This is a genomic window from Pseudorhodoferax soli, assembly GCF_003337555.1.
GTDB lineage: Bacteria > Pseudomonadota > Gammaproteobacteria > Burkholderiales > Burkholderiaceae_C > Pseudorhodoferax > Pseudorhodoferax soli.
The window spans coordinates 621,869-641,643 of record NZ_QPJK01000003.1 but is presented as its reverse complement, the minus strand read 5'-3'; the positions used below and the strand labels follow the sequence as shown (position 1 = coordinate 641,643).

General features: G+C 69.8%; 19 protein-coding genes. 12 read left to right on the top strand and 7 right to left on the bottom strand.

The window, feature by feature from the left end:
- Positions 1–6 precede the first annotated feature (6 nt).
- The 3 genes from DES41_RS14625 to DES41_RS14615 all read right to left on the bottom strand — a co-directional run bounded on the left by DES41_RS14625 (position 7) and on the right by DES41_RS14615 (position 2,588).
- The gene (locus DES41_RS14625) at positions 7–411 is read right to left on the bottom strand and encodes an RNA-binding protein (protein ID WP_114468358.1); all 405 of its coding nucleotides are present in this window, start codon (positions 409–411) and stop codon (positions 7–9) included.
- An 88-nt stretch (positions 412–499) separates the two neighbouring features.
- Positions 500–2,329, bottom strand: coding sequence for a M14 family metallopeptidase (locus DES41_RS14620; RefSeq protein ID WP_114468357.1), 1,830 nt, complete (start codon positions 2,327–2,329; stop codon positions 500–502).
- 19 nt (positions 2,330–2,348) lie between these two features.
- The gene (locus tag DES41_RS14615; RefSeq protein ID WP_114468356.1) at positions 2,349–2,588 is read right to left on the bottom strand and encodes a hypothetical protein; all 240 of its coding nucleotides are present in this window, start codon (positions 2,586–2,588) and stop codon (positions 2,349–2,351) included.
- A 93-nt stretch (positions 2,589–2,681) separates the two neighbouring features.
- On the opposite strand from DES41_RS14615, the gene DES41_RS14610 reads away from it, so the two are divergent.
- The 4 genes from DES41_RS14610 (at position 2,682) to flhC (ending at position 5,192) form a co-directional block, all read left to right on the top strand.
- On the top strand, positions 2,682–3,413 hold the full coding sequence (locus DES41_RS14610; protein ID WP_114468355.1) for a hypothetical protein: 732 nt from the start codon (positions 2,682–2,684) through the stop codon (positions 3,411–3,413).
- Between the two features lie 86 nt (positions 3,414–3,499).
- Positions 3,500–4,093 carry a DUF2242 domain-containing protein gene (locus DES41_RS14605; RefSeq protein ID WP_211332978.1) on the top strand — a complete coding sequence of 198 codons (594 nt, stop codon included), beginning with the start codon at positions 3,500–3,502 and terminating at the stop codon, positions 4,091–4,093.
- Between the two features lie 198 nt (positions 4,094–4,291).
- Positions 4,292–4,618: a flagellar transcriptional regulator FlhD gene (gene flhD / locus DES41_RS14600; RefSeq protein ID WP_114468354.1), complete on the top strand. Its 327-nt coding sequence runs from the start codon at positions 4,292–4,294 to the stop codon at positions 4,616–4,618.
- Positions 4,619–4,646: 28 nt separating this feature from the next.
- A complete protein-coding gene (gene flhC, locus DES41_RS14595) occupies positions 4,647–5,192 on the top strand; it encodes a flagellar transcriptional regulator FlhC (protein ID WP_056902762.1) in 546 nt (181 codons plus the stop codon).
- 1 nt (position 5,193) lies between these two features.
- Here flhC and DES41_RS14590 read toward each other — a convergent pair whose 3' ends face one another.
- Positions 5,194–5,886, bottom strand: a complete 693-nt coding sequence (locus DES41_RS14590; protein ID WP_114468353.1) for a CBS domain-containing protein — start codon at positions 5,884–5,886, stop codon at positions 5,194–5,196.
- 78 nt (positions 5,887–5,964) lie between these two features.
- Between DES41_RS14590 and DES41_RS14585 the strand changes: the two genes are divergently transcribed.
- From DES41_RS14585 to DES41_RS14555, 7 genes are all read left to right on the top strand, one after another.
- Entirely contained in the window at positions 5,965–8,343 is a 2,379-nt protein-coding gene (locus tag DES41_RS14585) for a UvrD-helicase domain-containing protein (protein ID WP_114468352.1), read from the top strand.
- Positions 8,344–8,434: 91 nt separating this feature from the next.
- A complete protein-coding gene (locus DES41_RS14580) occupies positions 8,435–10,006 on the top strand; it encodes a methyl-accepting chemotaxis protein (RefSeq protein WP_114468351.1) in 1,572 nt (523 codons plus the stop codon).
- Between the two features lie 82 nt (positions 10,007–10,088).
- Entirely contained in the window at positions 10,089–12,245 is a 2,157-nt protein-coding gene (locus tag DES41_RS14575) for a putative bifunctional diguanylate cyclase/phosphodiesterase (RefSeq protein ID WP_170168182.1), read from the top strand.
- A gap of 105 nt (positions 12,246–12,350) precedes the next feature.
- On the top strand, positions 12,351–12,698 hold the full coding sequence (locus DES41_RS14570) for a hypothetical protein (protein WP_147282857.1): 348 nt from the start codon (positions 12,351–12,353) through the stop codon (positions 12,696–12,698).
- Between the two features lie 183 nt (positions 12,699–12,881).
- Positions 12,882–13,229: a winged helix-turn-helix domain-containing protein gene (locus DES41_RS14565; RefSeq protein ID WP_114468349.1), complete on the top strand. Its 348-nt coding sequence runs from the start codon at positions 12,882–12,884 to the stop codon at positions 13,227–13,229.
- Between the two features lie 45 nt (positions 13,230–13,274).
- Positions 13,275–13,958: a molybdate ABC transporter permease subunit gene (modB, locus tag DES41_RS14560; protein WP_114468348.1), complete on the top strand. Its 684-nt coding sequence runs from the start codon at positions 13,275–13,277 to the stop codon at positions 13,956–13,958.
- 2 nt (positions 13,959–13,960) lie between these two features.
- Positions 13,961–14,749, top strand: coding sequence for an ABC transporter ATP-binding protein (locus tag DES41_RS14555; RefSeq protein ID WP_114468347.1), 789 nt, complete (start codon positions 13,961–13,963; stop codon positions 14,747–14,749).
- A gap of 3 nt (positions 14,750–14,752) precedes the next feature.
- Here DES41_RS14555 and DES41_RS14550 read toward each other — a convergent pair whose 3' ends face one another.
- Genes DES41_RS14550 through DES41_RS14540 form a run of 3 tightly spaced genes read right to left on the bottom strand, consistent with a single transcriptional unit; the run spans position 14,753 to position 16,843 of the window.
- The gene (locus DES41_RS14550; RefSeq protein WP_114468346.1) at positions 14,753–15,523 is read right to left on the bottom strand and encodes a BPSS1780 family membrane protein; all 771 of its coding nucleotides are present in this window, start codon (positions 15,521–15,523) and stop codon (positions 14,753–14,755) included.
- The gene (locus tag DES41_RS14545) at positions 15,520–16,491 is read right to left on the bottom strand and encodes a homoserine kinase (RefSeq protein WP_114468345.1); all 972 of its coding nucleotides are present in this window, start codon (positions 16,489–16,491) and stop codon (positions 15,520–15,522) included. Before DES41_RS14545 ends, DES41_RS14550 begins: the two co-directional genes overlap by 4 nt.
- A gap of 4 nt (positions 16,492–16,495) precedes the next feature.
- Positions 16,496–16,843, bottom strand: a complete 348-nt coding sequence (locus DES41_RS14540) for a hypothetical protein (RefSeq protein ID WP_114468436.1) — start codon at positions 16,841–16,843, stop codon at positions 16,496–16,498.
- 54 nt (positions 16,844–16,897) lie between these two features.
- Between DES41_RS14540 and polA the strand changes: the two genes are divergently transcribed.
- Positions 16,898–19,702, top strand: a complete 2,805-nt coding sequence (polA, locus tag DES41_RS14535; protein WP_114468344.1) for a DNA polymerase I — start codon at positions 16,898–16,900, stop codon at positions 19,700–19,702.
- The last annotated feature ends 73 nt before the right edge of the window (positions 19,703–19,775 follow it).

Below are 19,775 nucleotides of genomic sequence, written 5' to 3'. Positions count from 1 at the left end.
GGCGGCTCAGGCCAGGTCTTCGATCACGAGGCGGCGGTACTTCTCGGCGAACGAGAACGGCGCCTGGCGCACCACGCGCATGACGGCCTCGGTGTCGTCCGCATCTGGCGCATGCACCATCACCGCCCAATGGCCCTGGCCAGCCAGCGCTGCGTACTGGCGCACGGTGGCCGCCTCGGTGCCGGCCGAGGGCAGGGGGATGTCTGCGCTGCCTACGGTACGCACCACCTTTTCCAGGATCTGCTGCGGCGACAGCAGCATGACCGGCTTCTCCGACAGGGCTTCGCGCTCCAGCGCCTCGCCGGTGCTGCGGGCATCCTGCTCGGTCGGGAACATCGCGAACACGTAGCCGGTCGGGTAGAAGACGCCGGCCAGCGTCAGCATGTCCGGGTCGAGTTCGAAGGCATGCATGGGGGACTCCTTGTGGTGTTCCGCCCATTGCAGCGCACGCCGGCTGCCGCCGCTGTCGGCCGCGGCGGCTGCCCGGTGTAGGACGCTCTCAGAAGCCGCCAGCCGGCAGGGGCTCCAGCCGCATCGTGGGCTCGCCGACCACCCGGGCCTGGCTTTGCAGCGCATCGACCACGCGGTTGGCGAAGAAGCTGTTCTGCGTGTCGGGCTCCAGCGCGGCCACGACCAGGTTGGCCAGCGGCTGCGACAGCGGCACGTAATAGCTGCCCATGGGCGTGTCGAGCACGCCGCGGGCGAGCGCCACCTCCACCTGCACGATGGGTGCGGCGTCGGCGATGGCGCCGCGCACATCGCTGCGTTCGCCGCTGGTGCGCGCCGTCTCGCGGTAGCTCTCGCCCAGCACGGCGCCAGGTTCGGCCACGCGCATGACCTGCACGCCGAGTTGCTGCAGGCGTTCCACGGCCTGGGTCGAGGCGGCTGCCAGCCAGTAGCCGCAAGGACGGCCACGGGCCTTGAGCGGCCGCAGTTCGAGCGCGGAGTTCCAGTCGACGTCGATCGAGCGGTCGGCGCCAGTGGCCGGGTCCAGCATCACCAGCGCGCGGCGCTGCAGCGTCGGGCCGGCGCTCGTCACCACTTCGCCGCGGCAGGCATTGCCCGCAGCCTCGCGGTCCATGTAGGAGCGCACCTTGCCGAGGTCCTCGGCGCGTTGCGAGGCGCTTTGCAGCACGCTGGTGAGCGCGACGACCTGGGTGTGCACGCGGCGCTGGATGTGCAGCCGGCCGATGCCCACGCCGCGCGTCTCCAGCAGCAGGCTGACCGAGTTGCGCAGGCCGAAGACGTTGCGGCCGGTGTCGGGCTGGGTGCCGCCCATGGAGATGCGCAGGTCGTTCGGATCGGTCGAGGTGGTGTAGTACCACTCGTTCGACAGGCCCTCGCGGTTCAGCGCGGCCACCAGCGGGCGGCGGAACCATTCCTCCGAGGCGCGCGGCATGAACTCGGAGAGGTTGGCCGTGGTGGCGTACTGCACCAGCGCATCGAACTTCTGGATCGCGCCGAACTTCTCGAGGAAGCGGCCGACCACGGTGTACTCGTGCGCATCCACGGTCACGGCGGGCTGGTAGTCGCGCTGCAGGCGTGCCAGTGCGCGGGCCTCCGGCGTGCGCAGCAGCAGGTGGTCGCGGTTCATGTCGATGCCGCCAGCCGTCACGCGCTTGCCGGCGGCCGCACCATCGGGATTGGCGCGCGGCAGCAGCACCACGTTGATGCGGTCCAGCAGCGGCTCGAGCCGGCCCCGGGCCAGTTCACGCGCGAGCACCAAAAGGGCTTCGGCAGGGGCCGGCTCGTCGCCATGCTGCTGGCCGACCAGGAGCACCGTGGGCTTGCCGCTGGCCAGCAGCGCGGCCGGGTCGGTGGAGGCTGCGCGCGTCAGCACGAGGGCTTCCAGCGGCGTGCCGCTCTGCGATGCACCCAGGCCCAGCAGGCCGATGCGGCTGCGGCCGCCGCTCGCGGCCGCCAGGTCGCGCAGCCAGCCGGAGATCTCGCTGTTGCTGCTGAACTGGTCGCGGCCGGATTCCAGGCCCGGCGTCTGGTAGGTGGTGGACGGCTCGGGGAAGCGCGCGGCGACCTCGGGGCCATAGGGCGCCGGGGCGATGCCCGCGGCGACTTCGGCGGGCGCTGCCGCGCTGGCTGCGCCCGGCGGCGGCACGGCCTCGACGACGACGGCCGGGGCCGGGCTGGCCGGGCCGGGCGCACTGGCGGCAGCGGCTGGCGCAGCGGCGCTGCCCATGTTGACGACGGCCGGCGCCGTGCGCGCGGTGGGGCGGTCGGAAGGCCAGGGCGGCAGGGGCGTGCTGCCACAGGCGGCGAGCAGTGCCAGCGCGGCCGGGGCCAGCGCACGCAGGGCGGAGGGACGGAGCTTCATGGGGCGTCTGGCAAGGGGGTCAATACTGACTTTGGCTGGGCGGGGCCAGCACAGCCATCAGCGACTCGGCGGTGACTTCGAAGGACAGCAGCTTGCGCTCGGTGCCGGGCAGCGAGGCCAGCAGTTCCCGCGTGTTGTCCAGCTCATGGCGCAGGCCTTTGATGGAGTCGAGGTCACCCCGGTGCGGTGCCAGCAGCAGCTTGACTGCGGCCAGCAGGGCCAGTTGGGAGCCGGCCGAGTCTTCGTAGTTCAGGTGCATGGGATCTCCGTCGCTCCTTGCATGAGGGGCACAGTATGCCTTGCACTTTCTGACAGTCGGCCAAGGGCACAATGCCGCTCCGATTGGAACGACATGGGACACGCGACCGCGCTTTCTCGCCCGCATGCCCGCCGCCTGCGTGAGGTCTACCGTTCGGCCGGCTGGCCCTGGCAGGACGTCGTGGAACTCGAATTGCTGGCGCTGGGCCTGCTCGAGCGCCTGCATGCCGACGGGCGCGACAGCGTGCGCCTGACGGAGGCCGGCATCCAGGCCGTGGCGCAGGCCGCCGTGCGCAACCAGCGGGCGCGCTCGGCGCACGAGGCGCTGGTCGAGCGTGTCGCGCGCGAGCAGGGGCGGGCGGGGCGCATCGCCTGGCGGGGCCTGGCCCTGCGCGCGCTGCTGCCGCCGGCTGTCGAGGGCGAGGCGCCCAGCTGGTGCATGGCCTGCCCGGACGTGTTCTCGATCCGCAACACCTCGGTGGCCAGCTACGTGGACCCGGTGGTGCACGAGATCAAGGTCAGCCGCGCCGACCTGCTCGGCGACTTGCGCAAGCCGGCCAAGCGCCAGGCCTACCTGGACCTGGGTGGCCAGTGCTGGTATGTGTTGGGCCGCGACGCGCGTGGCCGCGCCATCGGCGATGCCGACGACGTGCCGGCCGACTGCGGCGTGCTGCAGCAGCAGGAAGACGGCCAGCTGTCGGTGCAGCGCAATGCCCAGCGGCGCGAGCGGCTGGCGTTGCCCTTCCATGTCTGGATGTCGCTGGCCCGTGCGACGCCATGTGCTGGCCTGGACGAAGGAGCCCAGCAGGTCCTGCGGGGCGACTGATGCATGTCCTTGCCGCGCGTGCGGCCGCTGGGAACTTCCTGCCATGGGCGTGGCCTACACTTTCGCGCAGCCCGCTTCCCAACGACATGATCCACCGGCCCTCCCGCATCCTTGCTCTCGGCGCGCTGTCGCTCGCGCTGCTGACGGGCTGCCAGCTGCCACGGCAGAAGCTGGCGCCGCAGGAGCATTTCGATTCGAGCTCCACCTACTCGCGCAGCTTCGGCGCCACGCCCTCGGAAACCTGCGAGGCCGCGCGCCGCGCTCTGCTGAGCCAGGGCTACCTGATCAACACGGCGACCAAGGACCTGGTGGACGGCCGCAAGAACTTCCAGCCGGCGGTGGACACGCACGTGCAGATGGAGATCCGCATCGTCTGCGCGCCCGAGACGCGCAGCGGCAAGAGCACGCTGGGCTTCGTCACCGCGCAACAGGACCGCTTCTCGCTCAAGAAGAGTGCCACCGCGGCCAGCCTGGGCGTGGGCGCGGTGGGCTCGGTGTCGCTGCCGTTCGCGGCGAGCGACGATTCGCTGGTGCGCATCGGCAGCGAGACCATCGACGCCCAGGAGTTCTACGAGCGCCTGTTCCAGCTGATCAACCGCTTCCTGCTCGACGAAGACGAGGAAGAAGGGCAGCAGGACGGCGGCGGCCGGCCTTCCCACCCGGACCAGCCGGCAGCCTGAAAAGCTGTAGTCGGCGGCGCGACGGCGCTGTAGGCCTTTTTCCTACAAAGGCGGCGGGCAGGGGAGACGCAGCGTCCATCCATCCCCCGACTCAAAAGCTTTTGGGTGGCAACCACAATCCATTTCAACGGATCAAGACCCCTCTCCTGCAGTAAATGCAGGCCTTCGGATCCGCTGACATGCAAAGGAGTTGCCGCCATGAACACCGACCAGATCATTGCCGAGATCCGCGAAGCCAACCTCACCTACCTGATGCTGGCGCAGAACCTGATCCGCCAGGACAAGGCGGCGGCGCTGTTCCGCCTGGGCATCCAGGAAGAGGCGGCCGACATCCTGGGTTCGCTCTCCGCGGCGCAGATCCTGAAGCTGGCCTCCAGCAACATGCTGCTGTGCCACTTCCGCGTGGACGACAACCTGGTCTGGAACCTGCTGACCAACCACGATGTGAAGAAGGTGGGCAACGAGGCCACCAACAAGCTGCACGCCAACATCCTGATGGCCGGCCGCCTGGCCGAAGTCATCTAAGCCCCCACCGTCCACAGGAGCTGGAACCATGGCCGCTGCCTCGACCAAGAGTGTGTTGAACGATTCGCGCCAGATCGAGCGCGCCGCGATGCTGATCCAGATGGGCGCGCGCATGCAGGTGCTGGAGTCGGAGACGGATCTCTCGTACGAGCGGTTGCTGCGGCTATACAAGGAAGTGGCAGGCAAGTCGCCGTCCAAGGGCCAGCTGCCGTTCTCCACGGACTGGTTCCTGTCCTGGCAGGAGAACATCCACTCCTCGCTGTTTCTGAACATCTACGAGTACCTGTCCAAGAGCATGGACATGGACCCGATCGACATGCTGACCAAGGCCTACCGGCTGTACCTGGAGCAGGTCGGCGCGGCCGAGATCGATCCGCTGCTGTCGTTCACGCGGGCCTGGCGCCTGGTCAAGTTCGTCGATGCCAACATGCTCAACATGACGGCCTGCAGCAGCTGCGGCGGCAAGTTCGTCTCCGAGCTCTACGAAAACCCGCGCACCTACCTGTGCGGCCTGTGCAACCCCCCAGCACGCGCGGGCAAGTGCAAGGGCGAACGCTCGCTGATGCTGCAGTAAGTCAGCTCCACAGGTCCAGCGGCGGCTCGTGCGCGACGGCGCGCACGATGTCGCTGCGCGAGACGAAGCCGACCACGGCGCCCGCATCGTCCACCACAGGCAGGCCGGGCAGGCCGTCCTCGTGCAGCACGGCCGCGACGCGGCGGATCTCGTTGTCGGCCGAGGTGCTGGGCACGGGCGTCCACATCAGTTCGGACACCGGCTGCGCCATCAGCGCGGCCCAGCCTTCCTGCGCCAGATCCGGCACGGCCATGCGTTCGGGCGGCAGCAGGTCGGCCCGCAACAGCAGCCCCACCAGCATGCCCGACGCACTGACCACCGGCGCCTGCGCGTAGCCGTGGTAGGCCAGCAGCCTCCAGGCTTGCAGCACGGTGGTGTTCTCGGGCAGCGTGAACGCGGGCGTGTGCATGATCTCGGCCACGCGCGTGAGCGGCTGGCGCTGGGTCTCCGGCGCGCCGGTCTGGGCGTAGGCGGCCAGCGCCGTGCGCCGCGCCACCGTGGTGCCCGCGGCCGGCACGGCCACCGGCTCCAGCGGCGTGTTCAGCGTCGGGTCGGCCGAGACACGTTCGGGCAGCACGTCCTCGTTGGGGTCGATGCGGCGCGTGCGCGCAGCGGCGTTCACGCGCTCGATCTGGCGCAGCTGTTCGGCCGAGCCGGTGAACTGGCGCCCGGTGACGCCGTAGACGGAAAACATGGTGAGCCTCCTTGGCGTGTCGCGTGGGGCCGTACTGCGGCGGAAATTACCACAGCAGCCGCTTCCTACAATCGCCGCATGCTTCCTTTCGATCCCCCGGCGGCCGACGCCGCTTCGCCGCTGTTGCGCCAGCTCAACCCCGAACAGCTGGCAGCCGTCACGCTGCCGCAGGAGCACGCACTGATCCTGGCCGGCGCCGGCTCCGGCAAGACGCGCGTGCTGACCACGCGCATCGCCTGGCTGATGTCCACGGGGCAGGTGTCGCCCGGCGGCATCCTGGCCGTGACCTTCACCAACAAGGCCGCCAAGGAAATGATGACGCGGCTCGGCGCCATGCTGCCCGTCAACGTGCGCGGCATGTGGATCGGCACCTTCCATGGCCTGTGCAACCGCTTCCTGCGCGCCCACTACAAGCTGGCGGCGCTGCCGCAGAGCTTCCAGATCCTGGACACGCAGGACCAGCTCTCGGCCATCAAGCGGTTGCTGAAGCAGCACAACATCGACGACGAGCGCTTTCCGGCCAAGCAGCTGCAGTGGTACATCAGCGGCAACAAGGAGGAGGGCCTGCGTGCCCACAACCTGACGGGCCGCGACGAGGACACCCGCAAGAAGATCGAGCTCTACCGCCTGTACGACGAGCAATGCCAGCGCGAGGGCGTGGTCGACTTCGCCGAGCTGCTGCTGCGCAGCTTCGAGCTGCTGCGCGACAACGACCCGATCCGCGAGCACTACCAGCGGCGCTTTCGCCACATCCTCATCGACGAGTTCCAGGACACCAACACGCTGCAGTACGCCTGGATCAAGATGCTGGCGGGCAAGGCCGAGATCGACCGCGGCCTGCCCGAAGGCCATGCCGGCAGCGTGCTGGCCGTGGGCGACGACGACCAGAGCATCTACGCCTTCCGCGGTGCGCGCGTGGGCAACATGTCGGATTTCGTCCGCGAGTTCGACGTGCGCCAGCAGATCAAGCTGGAGCAGAACTACCGCAGCCACGGCAACATCCTGGATTCGGCCAACGCCCTGATCGAGCACAACAGCCGGCGCCTGGGCAAGAACCTGCGCACCGACCAGGGGCCGGGCGAGCCCGTGCGCGTGGTGGAGCAGACCAGCGACTTCGCCGAGGCGCAGTGGATGGTGGACGAGATCCGCCAGCTCGTGCGCGACGGCGTGCCGCGCAAGGAAATCGCGATCCTGTACCGCAGCAATGCGCAGAGCCGGGTGATCGAGACCGCGCTGTTCAACGCCGCCATGCCCTACCGCGTGTATGGCGGGCTGCGCTTCTTCGAGCGGGCGGAGATCAAGCATGCGCTGGCCTACCTGCGGCTGCTGGAGAACCGGCACGACGACACCAGCTTCCTGCGGGTGGTGAACTTCCCGCCGCGCGGCATCGGCGTGCGCAGCATCGAGCAGCTGCAGGACGCCGCGCGCACGCTGGGCTGCTCGTTGAACGACGCGGCCAGCAGCCTGACGGGCAAGGCCGGCAGCAACCTGACGGCCTTCGTCGCGCGCATCGACGTGCTGCGCGAGCAAACCGCCGGCCTCACCCTGCGCGAGATCATCGAGCAGGTGCTGGATGGCAGCGGGCTGGTGGAGCACTACAAGGCCGACCGCGAGGGCGCCGACCGGGTGGAGAACCTGGAGGAGCTCGTCAACGCGGCCGAGAGCTTCGTGACGCAGGAGGGCTTCGGCCGCGACGCCGTGGCACTGCCGCTGGACGAGCACGGCCTTTCCCAGTCACCCGCCAGCCAGGGGCTGGACCCGAACGCACCTGTCGTCGACGCGCCCTTGCCCGATGTGGCGCCCGACACCGGCGAGACCCTGTCGCCGCTGGCCGCCTTCCTGACCCACGCCGCACTGGAAGCCGGCGACAACCAGGCCCAGGCCGGCCAGGACGCCGTGCAGCTCATGACCGTGCACTCGGCCAAGGGCCTGGAGTTCGACTGCGTGTTCATCGGCGGCATGGAGGAGGGGCTGTTCCCGCACGAGAACAGCATGACCGAGCGCGACGGCCTGGAGGAGGAGCGCCGGCTGATGTACGTGGCCATCACGCGCGCGCGCGACCGCCTGTACCTGAGCTTCTCGCAGACCCGGCTGCTGCACGGCCAGACCCGCTACAACCTGCGCAGCCGCTTCTTCGAGGAATTGCCAGAGGACGCGCTCAAGTGGATCACGCCGCGCCAGTCCGGCTTCGGCATGGGCAGCCGCGGTACGGCGCCCGGGCGCTTCGGCATCGAGGCCGGCAACTTCCCGTCGGCAGCCGCGCCGCTGCCGCCGCAGAAGGCCGCGCCGTCGCACGGCCTGCGCGCCGGCATGAAGGTGTTCCACACCAAGTTCGGCGAAGGCACGGTCAAGTTGCTCGAAGGCAACGGGGACGATGCGCGCGCCCAGATCGATTTCCCGCGCCATGGCGTGAAATGGCTGGCACTGGCGGTGGCCAAGCTCACCCCCGTCCCCTGACGACTACTGGTTTTGCTCTATTTCCGAACCAATGGGTTCGGATATTGTGGGTGCATTCTGAGCTTTGGCGGCCGAAAGGGCCGGAAGTGACATGGCTGCAATACCTGCTCCGCGTTCCCTCGGCACCGCCCAGCGCCTGGGCATCCTGATCGCCTGTGCGCTGGCCGGCGTACTGGCGCTGTCGGCCGCCTTCCTGTTGTCCGAGCGCAGCCTCATCATGGAGGAACGCCAGGCCAGCGTGCGCCAGAACGTGGAGGCGGCCCACAGCGTGCTCGTGCACTACCAGCGCGAGGCCGCCGCCGGCCGGCTACCCGAGACCGATGCCAAGCGCCAGGCCATGGCCACCGTCAAGGCCATGCGCTACAGCGGCGAGGAGTACTTCTGGATCAACGACTTCACGCCGACCATGGTGATGCACCCGATCCGGCCCGAACTGGACGGCAAGAACCTGTCGGAGAACAAGGACCCCACGGGCAAGCGCCTGTTCGTCGAGTTCGCCAACGTGGCGCGGGCCTCCGGTGCCGGCCATGTGCCCTACCTGTGGCCCAAGCCCGGCAGCGAGAACCCGGTGCCCAAGACCTCCTACGTGAAGGCCTTCCAGCCCTGGGGCTGGATCATCGGCTCGGGTGTGTACGTGGACACGGTGGACGCCGCATTCCACCAGCGCCTGCTGCGTTTCGGCCTCGCGGCGGTGGTGTTGGGAGCGGTGCTGGTCGGCGTCGGCCTGCTGGTCGCGCGCGGCCTGCTGCGCCAGCTCGGCGGTGAGCCGGCCTACGCGGTCGAGGTTGCGCAGCGCATCGCCCAGGGCGAACTCGACGTGGCCATCGCCGTGCCGGCGAAGGGCGAGCACAGCCTGCTGCATGCCATGCGCGGCATGCGCGACAGCATTGCCGGCATCGTGGGCGGCGTGCGCCAGGGCGCCGATGCGATCGCCGCGGCGTCCAGCGAGATCGCGGCCGGCAACCACGACCTGTCGGCACGGACCGAGCGCCAGGCCAGCGCGCTGGAGCAGACCGCCGCCTCGATGGAGCAGCTGACCGGCACCGTCAAGCAGAACGCCGACAACGCACGCCAGGCCAGCCAGCTCTCGGCCACGGCCTCGCAGGTGGCGGGCAAGGGTGGAGCGGTGGTGACCGAGGTGGTGGCGACGATGGAGACGCTGACGGCCTCCTCGCGCAAGATCGTGGACATCATCGGCGTGATCGACGGCATCGCCTTCCAGACCAACATCCTCGCGCTGAATGCGGCCGTGGAGGCGGCGCGCGCCGGCGAACAGGGCCGGGGTTTCGCGGTGGTGGCCGGGGAAGTCCGCCATCTGGCGCAACGCTCGGCCGAGGCCGCCAAGGAGGTCCGCACGCTGATCCAGGCATCGGTGCAGAACGCCGAGCACAGCAGCAGCCTGGTGCACCAGGCCGGCGCCACCATGCAGGACATCGTGGACAGCGTGCAGCGCGTGTCGGCCATCGTCGCCGAGATCGCCGCCGCCAGCCAGGAGCAATCGCAGGGCATCGACCAGATCAACCAGGCGATCGCCGACATGGACGCGGTGACGCAGCAGAACGCCGCGCTGGTGGAGCAGTCCGCGGCTTCGGCTGCCGCGATGCGCAGCCAGGCCGACCAGCTGGCGCAGCAGGTGGGCGTTTTCCGCATCGGCGCGGGCTGAGGGCCGCTTCGACACGATTGCGCCACATTCGGGGGAGGGGGCGGCTGCACAGTCCGGCATCGCCAAAGAGCTGGACGCCGCCATGGGCCTGTTCCCCAATCTGTTCCCCGAGATGAGCATCCGCCTGAAGCTGCTGGGTGCCTTTCTCGTGATGCTGGCGGGCTTCATCGTGCTGGCCGGCGCAGCGGTGGTGCTGCAGCTGGTCGGCGCGCAGCGTGCAGCCCTGCAGCAGGCCGAGCACGTGGCCGCGGCGGTGGCGCGCATTTCCGAGCAGCCGGGCGCAGCGCAAAGCGCCCGGCAAAGCTACTTCGACAGCCTGGGCGTGCTGTTCGACCGCGACATCTTCCTCGTCGACGCCAGCGGCGTCGTGGTCGCCGCCACCGACCGCCGCATCGTCGGCCAGGCCCACCAGGTGCCCGAGATCGCGCAGGCCGTGGCCGAAGGCCGGCCACGCGACTTCGTCGGGCCCGATGTGTTCGACGGCACCGACGCGCGCCAGGTGGTGGTGCCGCTGCCGGCGCCCGATGGCACAGCCGGCGTGCGGGCAGCCGGCGCCGTGGTGTTCGAGTACACCCAGGTCTACGACACGCTGATGGCCGAGGCCAAGCAGGCCGCGTTGCTGACCGTGCTGGCGACCTTCATCCTGGCCGTGCTGGGCTGGATCATGGCCTTTCGCGTCACCCATGCGCTGGTGCGGCCGCTGGCCGAGCTCGAACGCACGGTGGCGTTGGTGGCGGCCGGCAACCACGGCGCGCGCCTGCGCGTGCGTTCCAACGACGAGGTCGGCCGGCTGGCCGCGGCCGTCAACCGCATGGCGGCGGACCTGCAGCGCCAGCACGATGCGCTGCAGGAGCGCAATGCCGATCTGGCACGCAGCAATGCGCTGCTGCAGGACGGCATCACGCGCCAGCAGGAAGCGGCCGAGCGCATCGAGTACCTGGCTTACCACGACAGCCTGACAGCCTTGCCCAACCGCAACCAGTTCGGTGCGCTGCTGGCCGACGCGGTGGCCCGCGCCGAACGCGGACACCACCCTTTCGGCCTGTTCTTCGTCGACCTGGACCGCTTCAAGCAGATCAACGACACCCTGGGGCATGGTGCCGGCGATGCGTTGCTGCAGGAGGTGGCGCGCCGCCTGCGCCAGACCCTGCGCGCCGGCGATGCGATCGCGCGCCTGGGCGGCGACGAATTCGTGGTGCTCGTGGACGAGTTGCGCAGCGACCGCCATGCCGAGGCCGTGGCGCACAAGATCCTGCAGGCGATCGCCAGGCCCTTCATCGTTCCGGGCTACGAGCTGCGTGTGACGGCCAGCGTGGGCATCAGCCGCCATGGGCGCGACGGCCGCGATGGCCAGACGCTCATGAAGTACGCCGACATCGCCATGTACCAGGCCAAGGCCGCAGGCAAGAACAGCTTCGCCTTCTACTCGCCCGCGCACGACGACAACTCGATCGCCCGGCTGGAACTGGAATCGAGGCTGCGCTGCGCGCTGGAACTCGGGGAGCTGGAGCTGCACTACCAGCCCAAGCTGGACCTGCGCAGTGGCCGCATCACGGGCATGGAGGCACTGCTGCGCTGGCCCAGCCCGGGGTTGGGCATGGTCTCGCCGGAGCAGTTCATCCCCGTGGCCGAGGAAACCGGGCTGATCGTGCCGCTGGGCAAGTGGGCGCTGCGCCAAGCCTGTCGGCAGAACATGGCCTGGCTAGCCCAGGGTCTGGACGGCCTGACGGTGGCGGTGAACCTGTCGCCGCGCCAGTTCAGCGATCCCGACCTGTTGACCGACATCGTGTCCATCCTGCACGAGACCGGGCTGGACGGCCGCCGGCTGGAGCTGGAGATCACCGAGAGCGCCATCATGCAGGACGCCGAAGCCGGCCGCCGGCTGCTGCGCTCGCTGAAGTCGCTGGGCGTGCGGATCGCCATCGACGACTTCGGCACCGGCTATTCCTCGCTGTCCACACTCAAGCAGTTCCCGATCGACACGCTCAAGATCGACCGCTCCTTCATCGCCGACCTGGCCACCGATCCGGAGGACCGCGGCCTGACCGAGGCCATCCTGCAGATGGCGCGCACGCTCAAGCTGCATGTCGTCGCCGAAGGTGTGGAGAACCGGGTGCAGCAGGCCTTCCTGCGCGAGCGGGGCTGCGACGAACTGCAGGGCTTCCTGTTCAGCAAGCCACTTCCCGCTGCAGAGTTCGCTGCATTCGTGCACGACCAGCGGCAGCCGACGGCAGCCTGAACGCCACGCCAGCGCGTGTCCTACAGCCGTATCGCCGCTCTCCGACAGCGGGCGGGCGGAGCTTTGCGTACGCTGGAGCCGATCTACCACGAACAGGAGTTCAGCATGCACAACGATACCCCGGCGTTCACCCCGCCCCTGGACGACGGCAAGTTGCAGCGCGGCGTGCACGAGGTGGGTGAAAACCTGCACTCCACCATCGACCGGGTGGCCCAGCCCGTGCACAACGCCCTGGACCGCGCTTCTGCCGGCGCCCACCAGACCGTGGACCGCATGGCCAGCGGCGTGGCCGGCGCCGCGCAACGCCTGGACCAGCGCATGGACCGGGTGCGCGCTGCGCCCAACCAGTTGCTGGACGGGGCCTGTGCCTACGTGGCCGCCCGGCCCTTGAAGGCCGTGGCCACCGCGTTTGCCATCGGCTGGCTGCTGGGCCGCACTGGCGCCAACCGCTGAACTCGACGCACGGGCGCAGCTGCCGGCCTCGGCGGCGCGTGCCCACGTCGACGGTGCCATCGCCTCGGACGCCACTGGCGCCCGCGCGCTCAGCCGCCCGCGCCGTGGTTCGGCCGACGAGGCCCGCGGACAGGTTGGCCGCTTGCGCGGCTGGGGACGCACGGACCGGCACAATGCGCTGCCATGAAATCCAAAGTGCAGTTCCGCCTGCGCATCTACCGCGACGACAGCATCGCCATCGGTCCCGGCAAGGTGGCCTTGCTGGAGGCTGTGGCCGAAACCGGATCGATCTCGGCGGCGGCCCGCCACCTGGGGATGTCCTACCGCCGCGCCTGGGTGCTCATCGACGAAACGAACCGTGCGCTTGCGCAGCCCGCCGTCAACACCGCGGCAGGCGGCGCCCACGGTGGCGGCACAGCGCTGACCGAAGTGGGCATCGAACTCGTCACACGCTACCGCGCCATTGAAAACACGGCGCGCCTGGCCGCTGCGGCCGACATCACCGCGCTGAACCGCCTGCTCGCACCGTAGACCGGCTGCTGCGGGGCGCTGTGCCAGAATCCGCGCTGTATCTTCATGGACACGACGCGCGCACTCCTGGCCGGCATGGACTGGCACCCCCTAATCCTGTCGCTCCAGGTGGCCGCCTGGGCCACGGCGGTGGCGCTGGTGCTGGGCAGCGCCCTGGGCTGGCTGGTGGGGCGCTGCCGCTTTCCTGGTCGCCAGCTGCTGGAGGCGGCCTGCATGCTGCCCCTGGTGCTGCCGCCCACCGTGGTCGGCTACGGCATTCTCGTGCTGGCCGGCCGGCGCAGCCCGCTCGGCGCCTGGCTGCGCGCCCATTTCGACTACTCCATCATCTTCAGCTGGCACGGTGCGGTGGTGGCCTCGGCCATCGTGGCGCTGCCGCTGGTGCTCAAGTCGGCCAGCGCCGCGTTCGCGGGCGTCGACCGCTCGCTCGAGGCCGCCGCGGCCACGCTACGCCAGTCGCCGCTGTCGGTGTTCCTGCGCGTCACGCTGCCGTTGGCCTGGCCCGGCATCCTGGCCGGCACGCTGCTGGCCTTCGCGCGGGCCATGGGCGAATTCGGGGCTTCGCTGATGGTGGCGGGCTCCATCCCGCAGCAGACGCAGACGCTGTCCATGGCCATCTACGACGCAAGTCAGGCCGGGCAGGACGATCTTGCGCTGCTGCTGGTGGTCATCACTTCGGTGCTGTCGATCACGGTGCTCGTGCTCTCCAATCGCCTGCTGGCGCCGCGTTGAACATGGCCGCACGCATCGATGTGGATCTGCAGCTGACCGTGGTCGATGGGCGCCGCAGCTTCACGCTGTCGGCCGCCTTCGCGTCGGACGCCGCCTTCGTCGCGCTGTACGGCCCTTCGGGTTCGGGGAAGTCGCTGACACTGCAGGCCATGGCCGGCTTGCTGCGGCCCACCGCCGGCCATGTGCGCGTGGCCGGCCGCACGCTGTTCGACGCTGCCACCGGCACCGACCTGCCGCCCGCCGCGCGCCGCGTCGGCTACCTGTTCCAGGACTACGCGCTGTTCCCGCATCTCACGGTGCGCCAGAACATCGGCTTCGGGCTGACCTCGTGGCACAGCCGGCGGCTGGCACCGGCGCAACAGGCGCGCATCGAGACGCTGATGCAGAACTTCGGGCTGTCTGCCATGGCCGAGAGCCGGCCCCAGACCCTGTCGGGCGGCCAGCGCCAGCGCGTGGCGTTGGCCCGCGCCCTGGCCTGCGAGCCCCAGCTGCTGCTGCTGGACGAACCCTTTGCCGCGCTGAACCCGATGCTGCGCGATGAACTGCGGCTCGAGCTCGCCAGCGCCTGCCGGCAGGCCGGCATCCCTGCGCTCATGATCACGCACGACGTGGAAGACGCGTTGGCCCTGGCCGACGAGGCCTTCGTCTACGAGGAGGGGTGCATCGTGCGCCGCGTGGACCTGCGCGCCGGCGTGCAGGTGGAGATGCGCCGCGAGGCGCTGACCGGTGCGGCGCCACAGGCCGCGACACCGTTGCGCGCCAGGCTGCAGCGGATGCTGCTGGGCGGCTGAGGTTCAGGCCTCGTCGGGCAACGCAGGCGTTTCGCTTTCGACGAAACAGTCGCGGAACGTGAAGTAGATCGAGGTCGACATCATGGCCGCCATCAGGAAGGCGAACGGCATCATCACCATGCTGGCCGCCTCGGCGCTGCCGACGAGGGACGCGAAGATCGCGATCACCATGCCCATGGCCATCACCAGACCGGCCCAGGCCAGCCCGTAGACCAGGAACGCCCGCGCATTGCGCAGGCACGCCACGATGCTGAAGAACAGGCTCTTGGCCGGCGTGACGCCGTGCCAGTGCACGAGGGCGGGCGCATGCCAGAACATCAGGAAGATCGGCAGGTGCAGCAGCAGTGTGAGCAGCACGGCGCCGCTGACCTGCTGGGCCGCCGGCGTGCCGGCCTGTGCAGGCGCATCGGGCGTGGGCAGCAGGGCCGAGACCAGCAGCGACACCAGCGTGGACAGCACGGCATAGGCCAGGCCCAGCGCCAGCATGGCCTTCATGCGCTGCTGGCCCGCGCGGAAGGCGCTGGCCAGCACGGTCGGCATTGGGAACCGTCCTTGCGCGGCTTCGCGCGTGGCGGCCATCAGGCCCAAGGTGCTGGCAGGCACCAGCACGCCGGCCAGCAGCACGCCGATGCCCGGCAGCTGCGAGACGATCAGCATGACCGCCATGTACATGAAGAACAGGCCGACCAGTGCCAGCGGCTGGCGGAAGAAGGTCTGGATGCCCTCGCGCACCCATTGGACGCCGGTGCGGGCGGGGACGATGTTCAGGTTCATGCGAAGGCGGGCGCAAGGCGCGTCGCGCGGGCGCGCAGCACGCGCTCGAAGTGGCCAGGGTCGTGCGGGGTCAGCAGCGCGGCTTCGCGCGGCAGGTGGAAGTCCCACAGCCGCGAGATCCAGAAGCGCAGCGCGCCGGCGCGCAGCATGGCGGGCAGCAGTTCGCGCTCTGGTCCGGTCAAGGCACGCTCGGCGCCATAGGCTTGCAGGAAGGCCGCCGTGCGCTCGTCGTCGGCCTGGCCGTCGGCCAGGCGGATGCACCAGTCGTTCAGGCACACGGCGATGTCGAACAGCCAGGTGTCCACCCCCGCGAAGTAGAAGTCGAAGAAGCCGGTCAGGACCGGGGCCTGGCCTGGCGACTGTTCGAACATCACGTTGTCGCGGAACAGGTCGGCATGCACCGGGCCACGTGGCAGCGCCGCGTAGGCGGCCGAGGCGGCCACATGGTTCTGGTAGGCCAGCTCGCTCTGCAGCAGCGCGGCCTGTTCCGGCTCCAGGTGAGGCAGGACCACGGGCGCGGTCTCGTTCCACCAGGGCAGGCCGCGCAGGTTGGGCTGGTGCCGGTCGTAGCCGCGGCCGGCCAGGTGCATGCGCGCCAGCATGGCGCCCACGGCGGCGCAGTGTGCGGGGCCGGGGGCCAGTTCGCTCGCGCCGCGCAGCCGGTTGACGAGCGCCGCCGGCTTGCCGTTCACGCGGTGCAGGATGGTGCCTTGCGCGTCGGCCGCCGGATCGGGCACCGGGATGCCGCGGTGTGCCAGGTGCTGCATCAGGTGCAGGTAGAAAGGCAACTGCGCGAACGACAGGCGCTCGAACAGCGTCAGCACGTGCTGGCCGCGTTCGCTGTCGACGAAGTAGTTGGTGTTCTCGATGCCGCCCTGGATGCCGCGCAAACTGCGCAGCGCGCCCAATCCCAGGGTGTTCAGCAGGGCCTGGGCATCGTGTTCTGTGACCTCGGTGAAAACTGCCACGGTGTCAGAAGCCGAGCACTTTCCAGACGCGCTGCCCGGCATTGCCCTGGGCGTTGTCGCGTTCGTTGCCGGGCCGCACCCGTGCGCCGTTGTGCGGCACGATTTCGTAGGCCGGCATGGCGCTGTTGAGCGGCTGCACGGTGATGCTTTGGGGTTCGCCGCCGTAGCGCAGTTCGTCGATGCGCGCGCCCTTGTCCTCGATGCGGATGTGCTCGATCCGCTTGTCGGTGCCGGGCTGGCCCGGGTTGTCGGCCGCCAGCGCGGGCTGGGCCGCGGCCGTGCCGGTCGGCGCCTGGGCCAGGGCCGAAGCCGTGGCCGCCAGGCTGAAACAGAGGAGGGCGAATGCGCGCATGAATGGCATTGTAGGTGGCCTCGGCGCCCCGGGCGCCGAAGGCACAATGCCCCGATGAGCGACACGAATACCCTGCTGCTGGTCGACGGATCCAGCTATCTGTACCGGGCCTACCACGCGCTGCCGGACCTGCGCGGCCCCGACCAGTTCCCGACCGGCGCGCTCCACGGCATGGTGGCCATGCTGACCAAGTTGCGGGCGCAGTTTCCGTCGGCCCACGCGGTCTGTGTGTTCGATGCGCCGGGCAAGACCTTCCGCGACGACTGGTACCCCGAGTACAAGGCCAACCGTGCCGCCATGCCCGAGCCGCTGGTGCAGCAGATCGGGCCGATCCACGAGGTGGTGCGCCTGCTGGGCTGGCCGGTGCTGTCGATCGCCGGCATCGAGGCCGACGACGTCATCGGCACGCTCGCACGTGCGATGGCGGCGCGCGGCGGCCAGGTCGTGGTCTCGACCGGCGACAAGGACATGGCCCAGCTGGTCGACGCGCATGTCACGCTCATCAACACCATGAGCAACGAGACACTGGACCCGGCCGGGGTGCAGGCCAAGTTCGGCGTGCCGCCCGAGCGCATCGTGGACTACCTGTCCCTGATCGGCGACACGGTCGACAACGTGCCCGGCGTGGACAAGGTCGGCCCCAAGACGGCCGTCAAGTGGCTCAGCGAGCACGGTTCGCTCGACGGCGTCATCGCCGCTGCCGGCGCCATCAAGGGCGTGGCCGGCGACAACCTGCGCAAGGCGCTCGACTGGCTGCCCATGGGCCGAAAGCTCGTGACCATCCGCACCGACTGCGACCTGGCCGAGCATGTGGCCGGCTGGCCAGCCGAGGGCGCGTTCGAGGGGCTCAAGTTCGCCGAGCCCGACCCCGTGCAGCTGCTGGACTTCTACCAGCGCTACGGCTTCAAGACCATGGCCCGCGATCTGGAGGCGCGCATGGCCGCCACCAAGCCCGCACCCGCCACGACGGACGACCTGTTCGCCGAAGGCCCCGGCGCGGCAGACGAGCCCGCGGCCACGGCCTGCGAAGCGGCCGCGCCCACCGGCAACTACCAGACCATCGCCACCTGGGAGCAACTGGACGGCTGGATCGCGCGCCTGCGCGCCGCGCCGCTCTCCGCGCTGGACACCGAGACCGATTCGCTGGACCCGATGCGCGCGCGCATCGTCGGCATCTCGTTCGCGCTGCAGGCGCGCGAGGCCGCCTACATCCCGCTTGCGCACAACTACGCCGACGTGCCCGACCAGCTGCCGCTGGACGAGGTGCTGGCCAGGCTCAGGCCCTGGCTGGAGGACGAGGCCGCCGGCAAGATGGGCCAGAACATCAAGTACGACAGCCATGTGTTCGCCAACCACGGCATCACGGTGCGCGGCTGGCGCCACGACACGCTGCTGCAGAGCTACGTGATCGAGGCGCACAAGCCGCACAGCCTGGAAAGCCTCGCCGACCGCCACCTGGGCCGCAAGGGCCTGTCCTACGAGGACATCTGCGGCAAGGGCGCCAAGCAGATCCCGTTCGCCCAGGTCGACGTGCAGACCGCGAGCACCTATTCGGGCGAAGACAGCGAGATGGTGCTGGACGTGCACCGCGTGCTGTGGCCCGAGCTGGCGGCCGAGCCGGCCGCCGCGCCGAGCCGGCGCTACGTCTACGAGCAGATCGAGATGCCCACCAGCACCGTGCTGCAGCGCATCGAGCGCCATGGCGTGCTGGTCGATGCGGCCGTGCTGCAGAAGCAGAGCCAGGCCCTGGCCGAGCGCATGATCGCGCTGGAACAGGAGGCCTACAGCCTGGCCGGCCAGCCCTTCAACATGGGCAGCCCCAAGCAGATCGGCGAGATCCTGTTCACCAAGCTGGGCATCCCGGTGCAGAAGAAGACGGCCACCGGCGCCCCCTCGACCGACGAGGAGGTGCTGGAAAAACTGGCAGCCGACTACCCGCTGCCGGCGCGCCTGCTGGAGCACCGCGGCCTGTCCAAGCTCAAGAGCACCTACACCGACAAGCTGCCCCTCATGGTCAATCCGATCACGGGCCGCGTGCACACCAACTACGCGCAGGCCGTGGCCGTGACGGGCCGTTTGTCCAGCAACGAGCCCAACCTGCAGAACATACCGATCCGCACGGCGGAGGGCCGACGCGTGCGCGAGGCCTTCATCGCGCCGCCGGGCCACCAGATCGCCAGCGCCGACTACTCGCAGATCGAGCTGCGCATCATGGCCCACATCAGCGAGGACCCCGGCCTGCTGGCCGCCTTCGCCGAGGGGCGCGACGTGCACCGCGCCACGGCGGCCGAGGTCTTCGGCGTGGCCCTGGACGCCGTCAGCAGCGAGCAGCGCCGCTACGCCAAGGTCATCAACTTCGGGCTGATCTACGGCATGGGCGCGTTCGGCCTGGCCAGCAACCTGGGCATCGACCAGAAGGCCGCGAAGAACTACATCGACCGCTATTTCGACCGCTTCGCCGGTGTCAAGCGCTACATGGACGAGACGCGGGCCCAGGCCGCCGCCCAGGGCCATGTCGAAACCCTGTTCGGCCGGCGCATCGTGCTGCCCGAGATCCAGGGCGGCAGTGGCCCGCGCCGCGCCGCGGCCGAGCGCCAGGCCATCAACGCGCCCATGCAGGGCACGGCGGCCGACCTCATCAAGCTGGCCATGATCGCGGTGCAGGCCGAGCTCGACCGCCTGGGCAAGTCCACGCGCATCGTGATGCAGGTGCACGACGAACTGGTGTTCGAGCTGCCGGAGGAAGAGGCCGACTGGGTGCGCACCGAGGTGCCGCGGCTCATGGCCGGCGTGGCGAGCCTCAAGGTGCCACTGCTGGCCGAGGTGGGCTTGGGCGCGAACTGGGACCAGGCGCACTGAACCCGGTGCGCTGGCGGGGGCATGCGGCGCGCGCCTGGGGTATCGTCGCGCGCGTCCGCCCGGTACGGAACTG

Coding starts and splice junctions, on each gene's coding strand:
- DES41_RS14625 (WP_114468358.1), bottom strand. CDS start 411: ATGCATGCCTTCGAACTCGACCCGGACATGCTGACGCTGGCCGGCGTC.
- DES41_RS14620 (WP_114468357.1), bottom strand. CDS start 2,329: ATGAAGCTCCGTCCCTCCGCCCTGCGTGCGCTGGCCCCGGCCGCGCTG.
- DES41_RS14615 (WP_114468356.1), bottom strand. CDS start 2,588: ATGCACCTGAACTACGAAGACTCGGCCGGCTCCCAACTGGCCCTGCTG.
- DES41_RS14610 (WP_114468355.1), top strand. CDS start 2,682: ATGGGACACGCGACCGCGCTTTCTCGCCCGCATGCCCGCCGCCTGCGT.
- DES41_RS14605 (WP_211332978.1), top strand. CDS start 3,500: ATGATCCACCGGCCCTCCCGCATCCTTGCTCTCGGCGCGCTGTCGCTC.
- flhD (WP_114468354.1), top strand. CDS start 4,292: ATGAACACCGACCAGATCATTGCCGAGATCCGCGAAGCCAACCTCACC.
- flhC (WP_056902762.1), top strand. CDS start 4,647: ATGGCCGCTGCCTCGACCAAGAGTGTGTTGAACGATTCGCGCCAGATC.
- DES41_RS14590 (WP_114468353.1), bottom strand. CDS start 5,886: ATGTTTTCCGTCTACGGCGTCACCGGGCGCCAGTTCACCGGCTCGGCC.
- DES41_RS14585 (WP_114468352.1), top strand. CDS start 5,965: ATGCTTCCTTTCGATCCCCCGGCGGCCGACGCCGCTTCGCCGCTGTTG.
- DES41_RS14580 (WP_114468351.1), top strand. CDS start 8,435: ATGGCTGCAATACCTGCTCCGCGTTCCCTCGGCACCGCCCAGCGCCTG.
- DES41_RS14575 (WP_170168182.1), top strand. CDS start 10,089: ATGGGCCTGTTCCCCAATCTGTTCCCCGAGATGAGCATCCGCCTGAAG.
- DES41_RS14570 (WP_147282857.1), top strand. CDS start 12,351: ATGCACAACGATACCCCGGCGTTCACCCCGCCCCTGGACGACGGCAAG.
- DES41_RS14565 (WP_114468349.1), top strand. CDS start 12,882: ATGAAATCCAAAGTGCAGTTCCGCCTGCGCATCTACCGCGACGACAGC.
- modB (WP_114468348.1), top strand. CDS start 13,275: ATGGACACGACGCGCGCACTCCTGGCCGGCATGGACTGGCACCCCCTA.
- DES41_RS14555 (WP_114468347.1), top strand. CDS start 13,961: ATGGCCGCACGCATCGATGTGGATCTGCAGCTGACCGTGGTCGATGGG.
- DES41_RS14550 (WP_114468346.1), bottom strand. CDS start 15,523: ATGAACCTGAACATCGTCCCCGCCCGCACCGGCGTCCAATGGGTGCGC.
- DES41_RS14540 (WP_114468436.1), bottom strand. CDS start 16,843: ATGCGCGCATTCGCCCTCCTCTGTTTCAGCCTGGCGGCCACGGCTTCG.
- polA (WP_114468344.1), top strand. CDS start 16,898: ATGAGCGACACGAATACCCTGCTGCTGGTCGACGGATCCAGCTATCTG.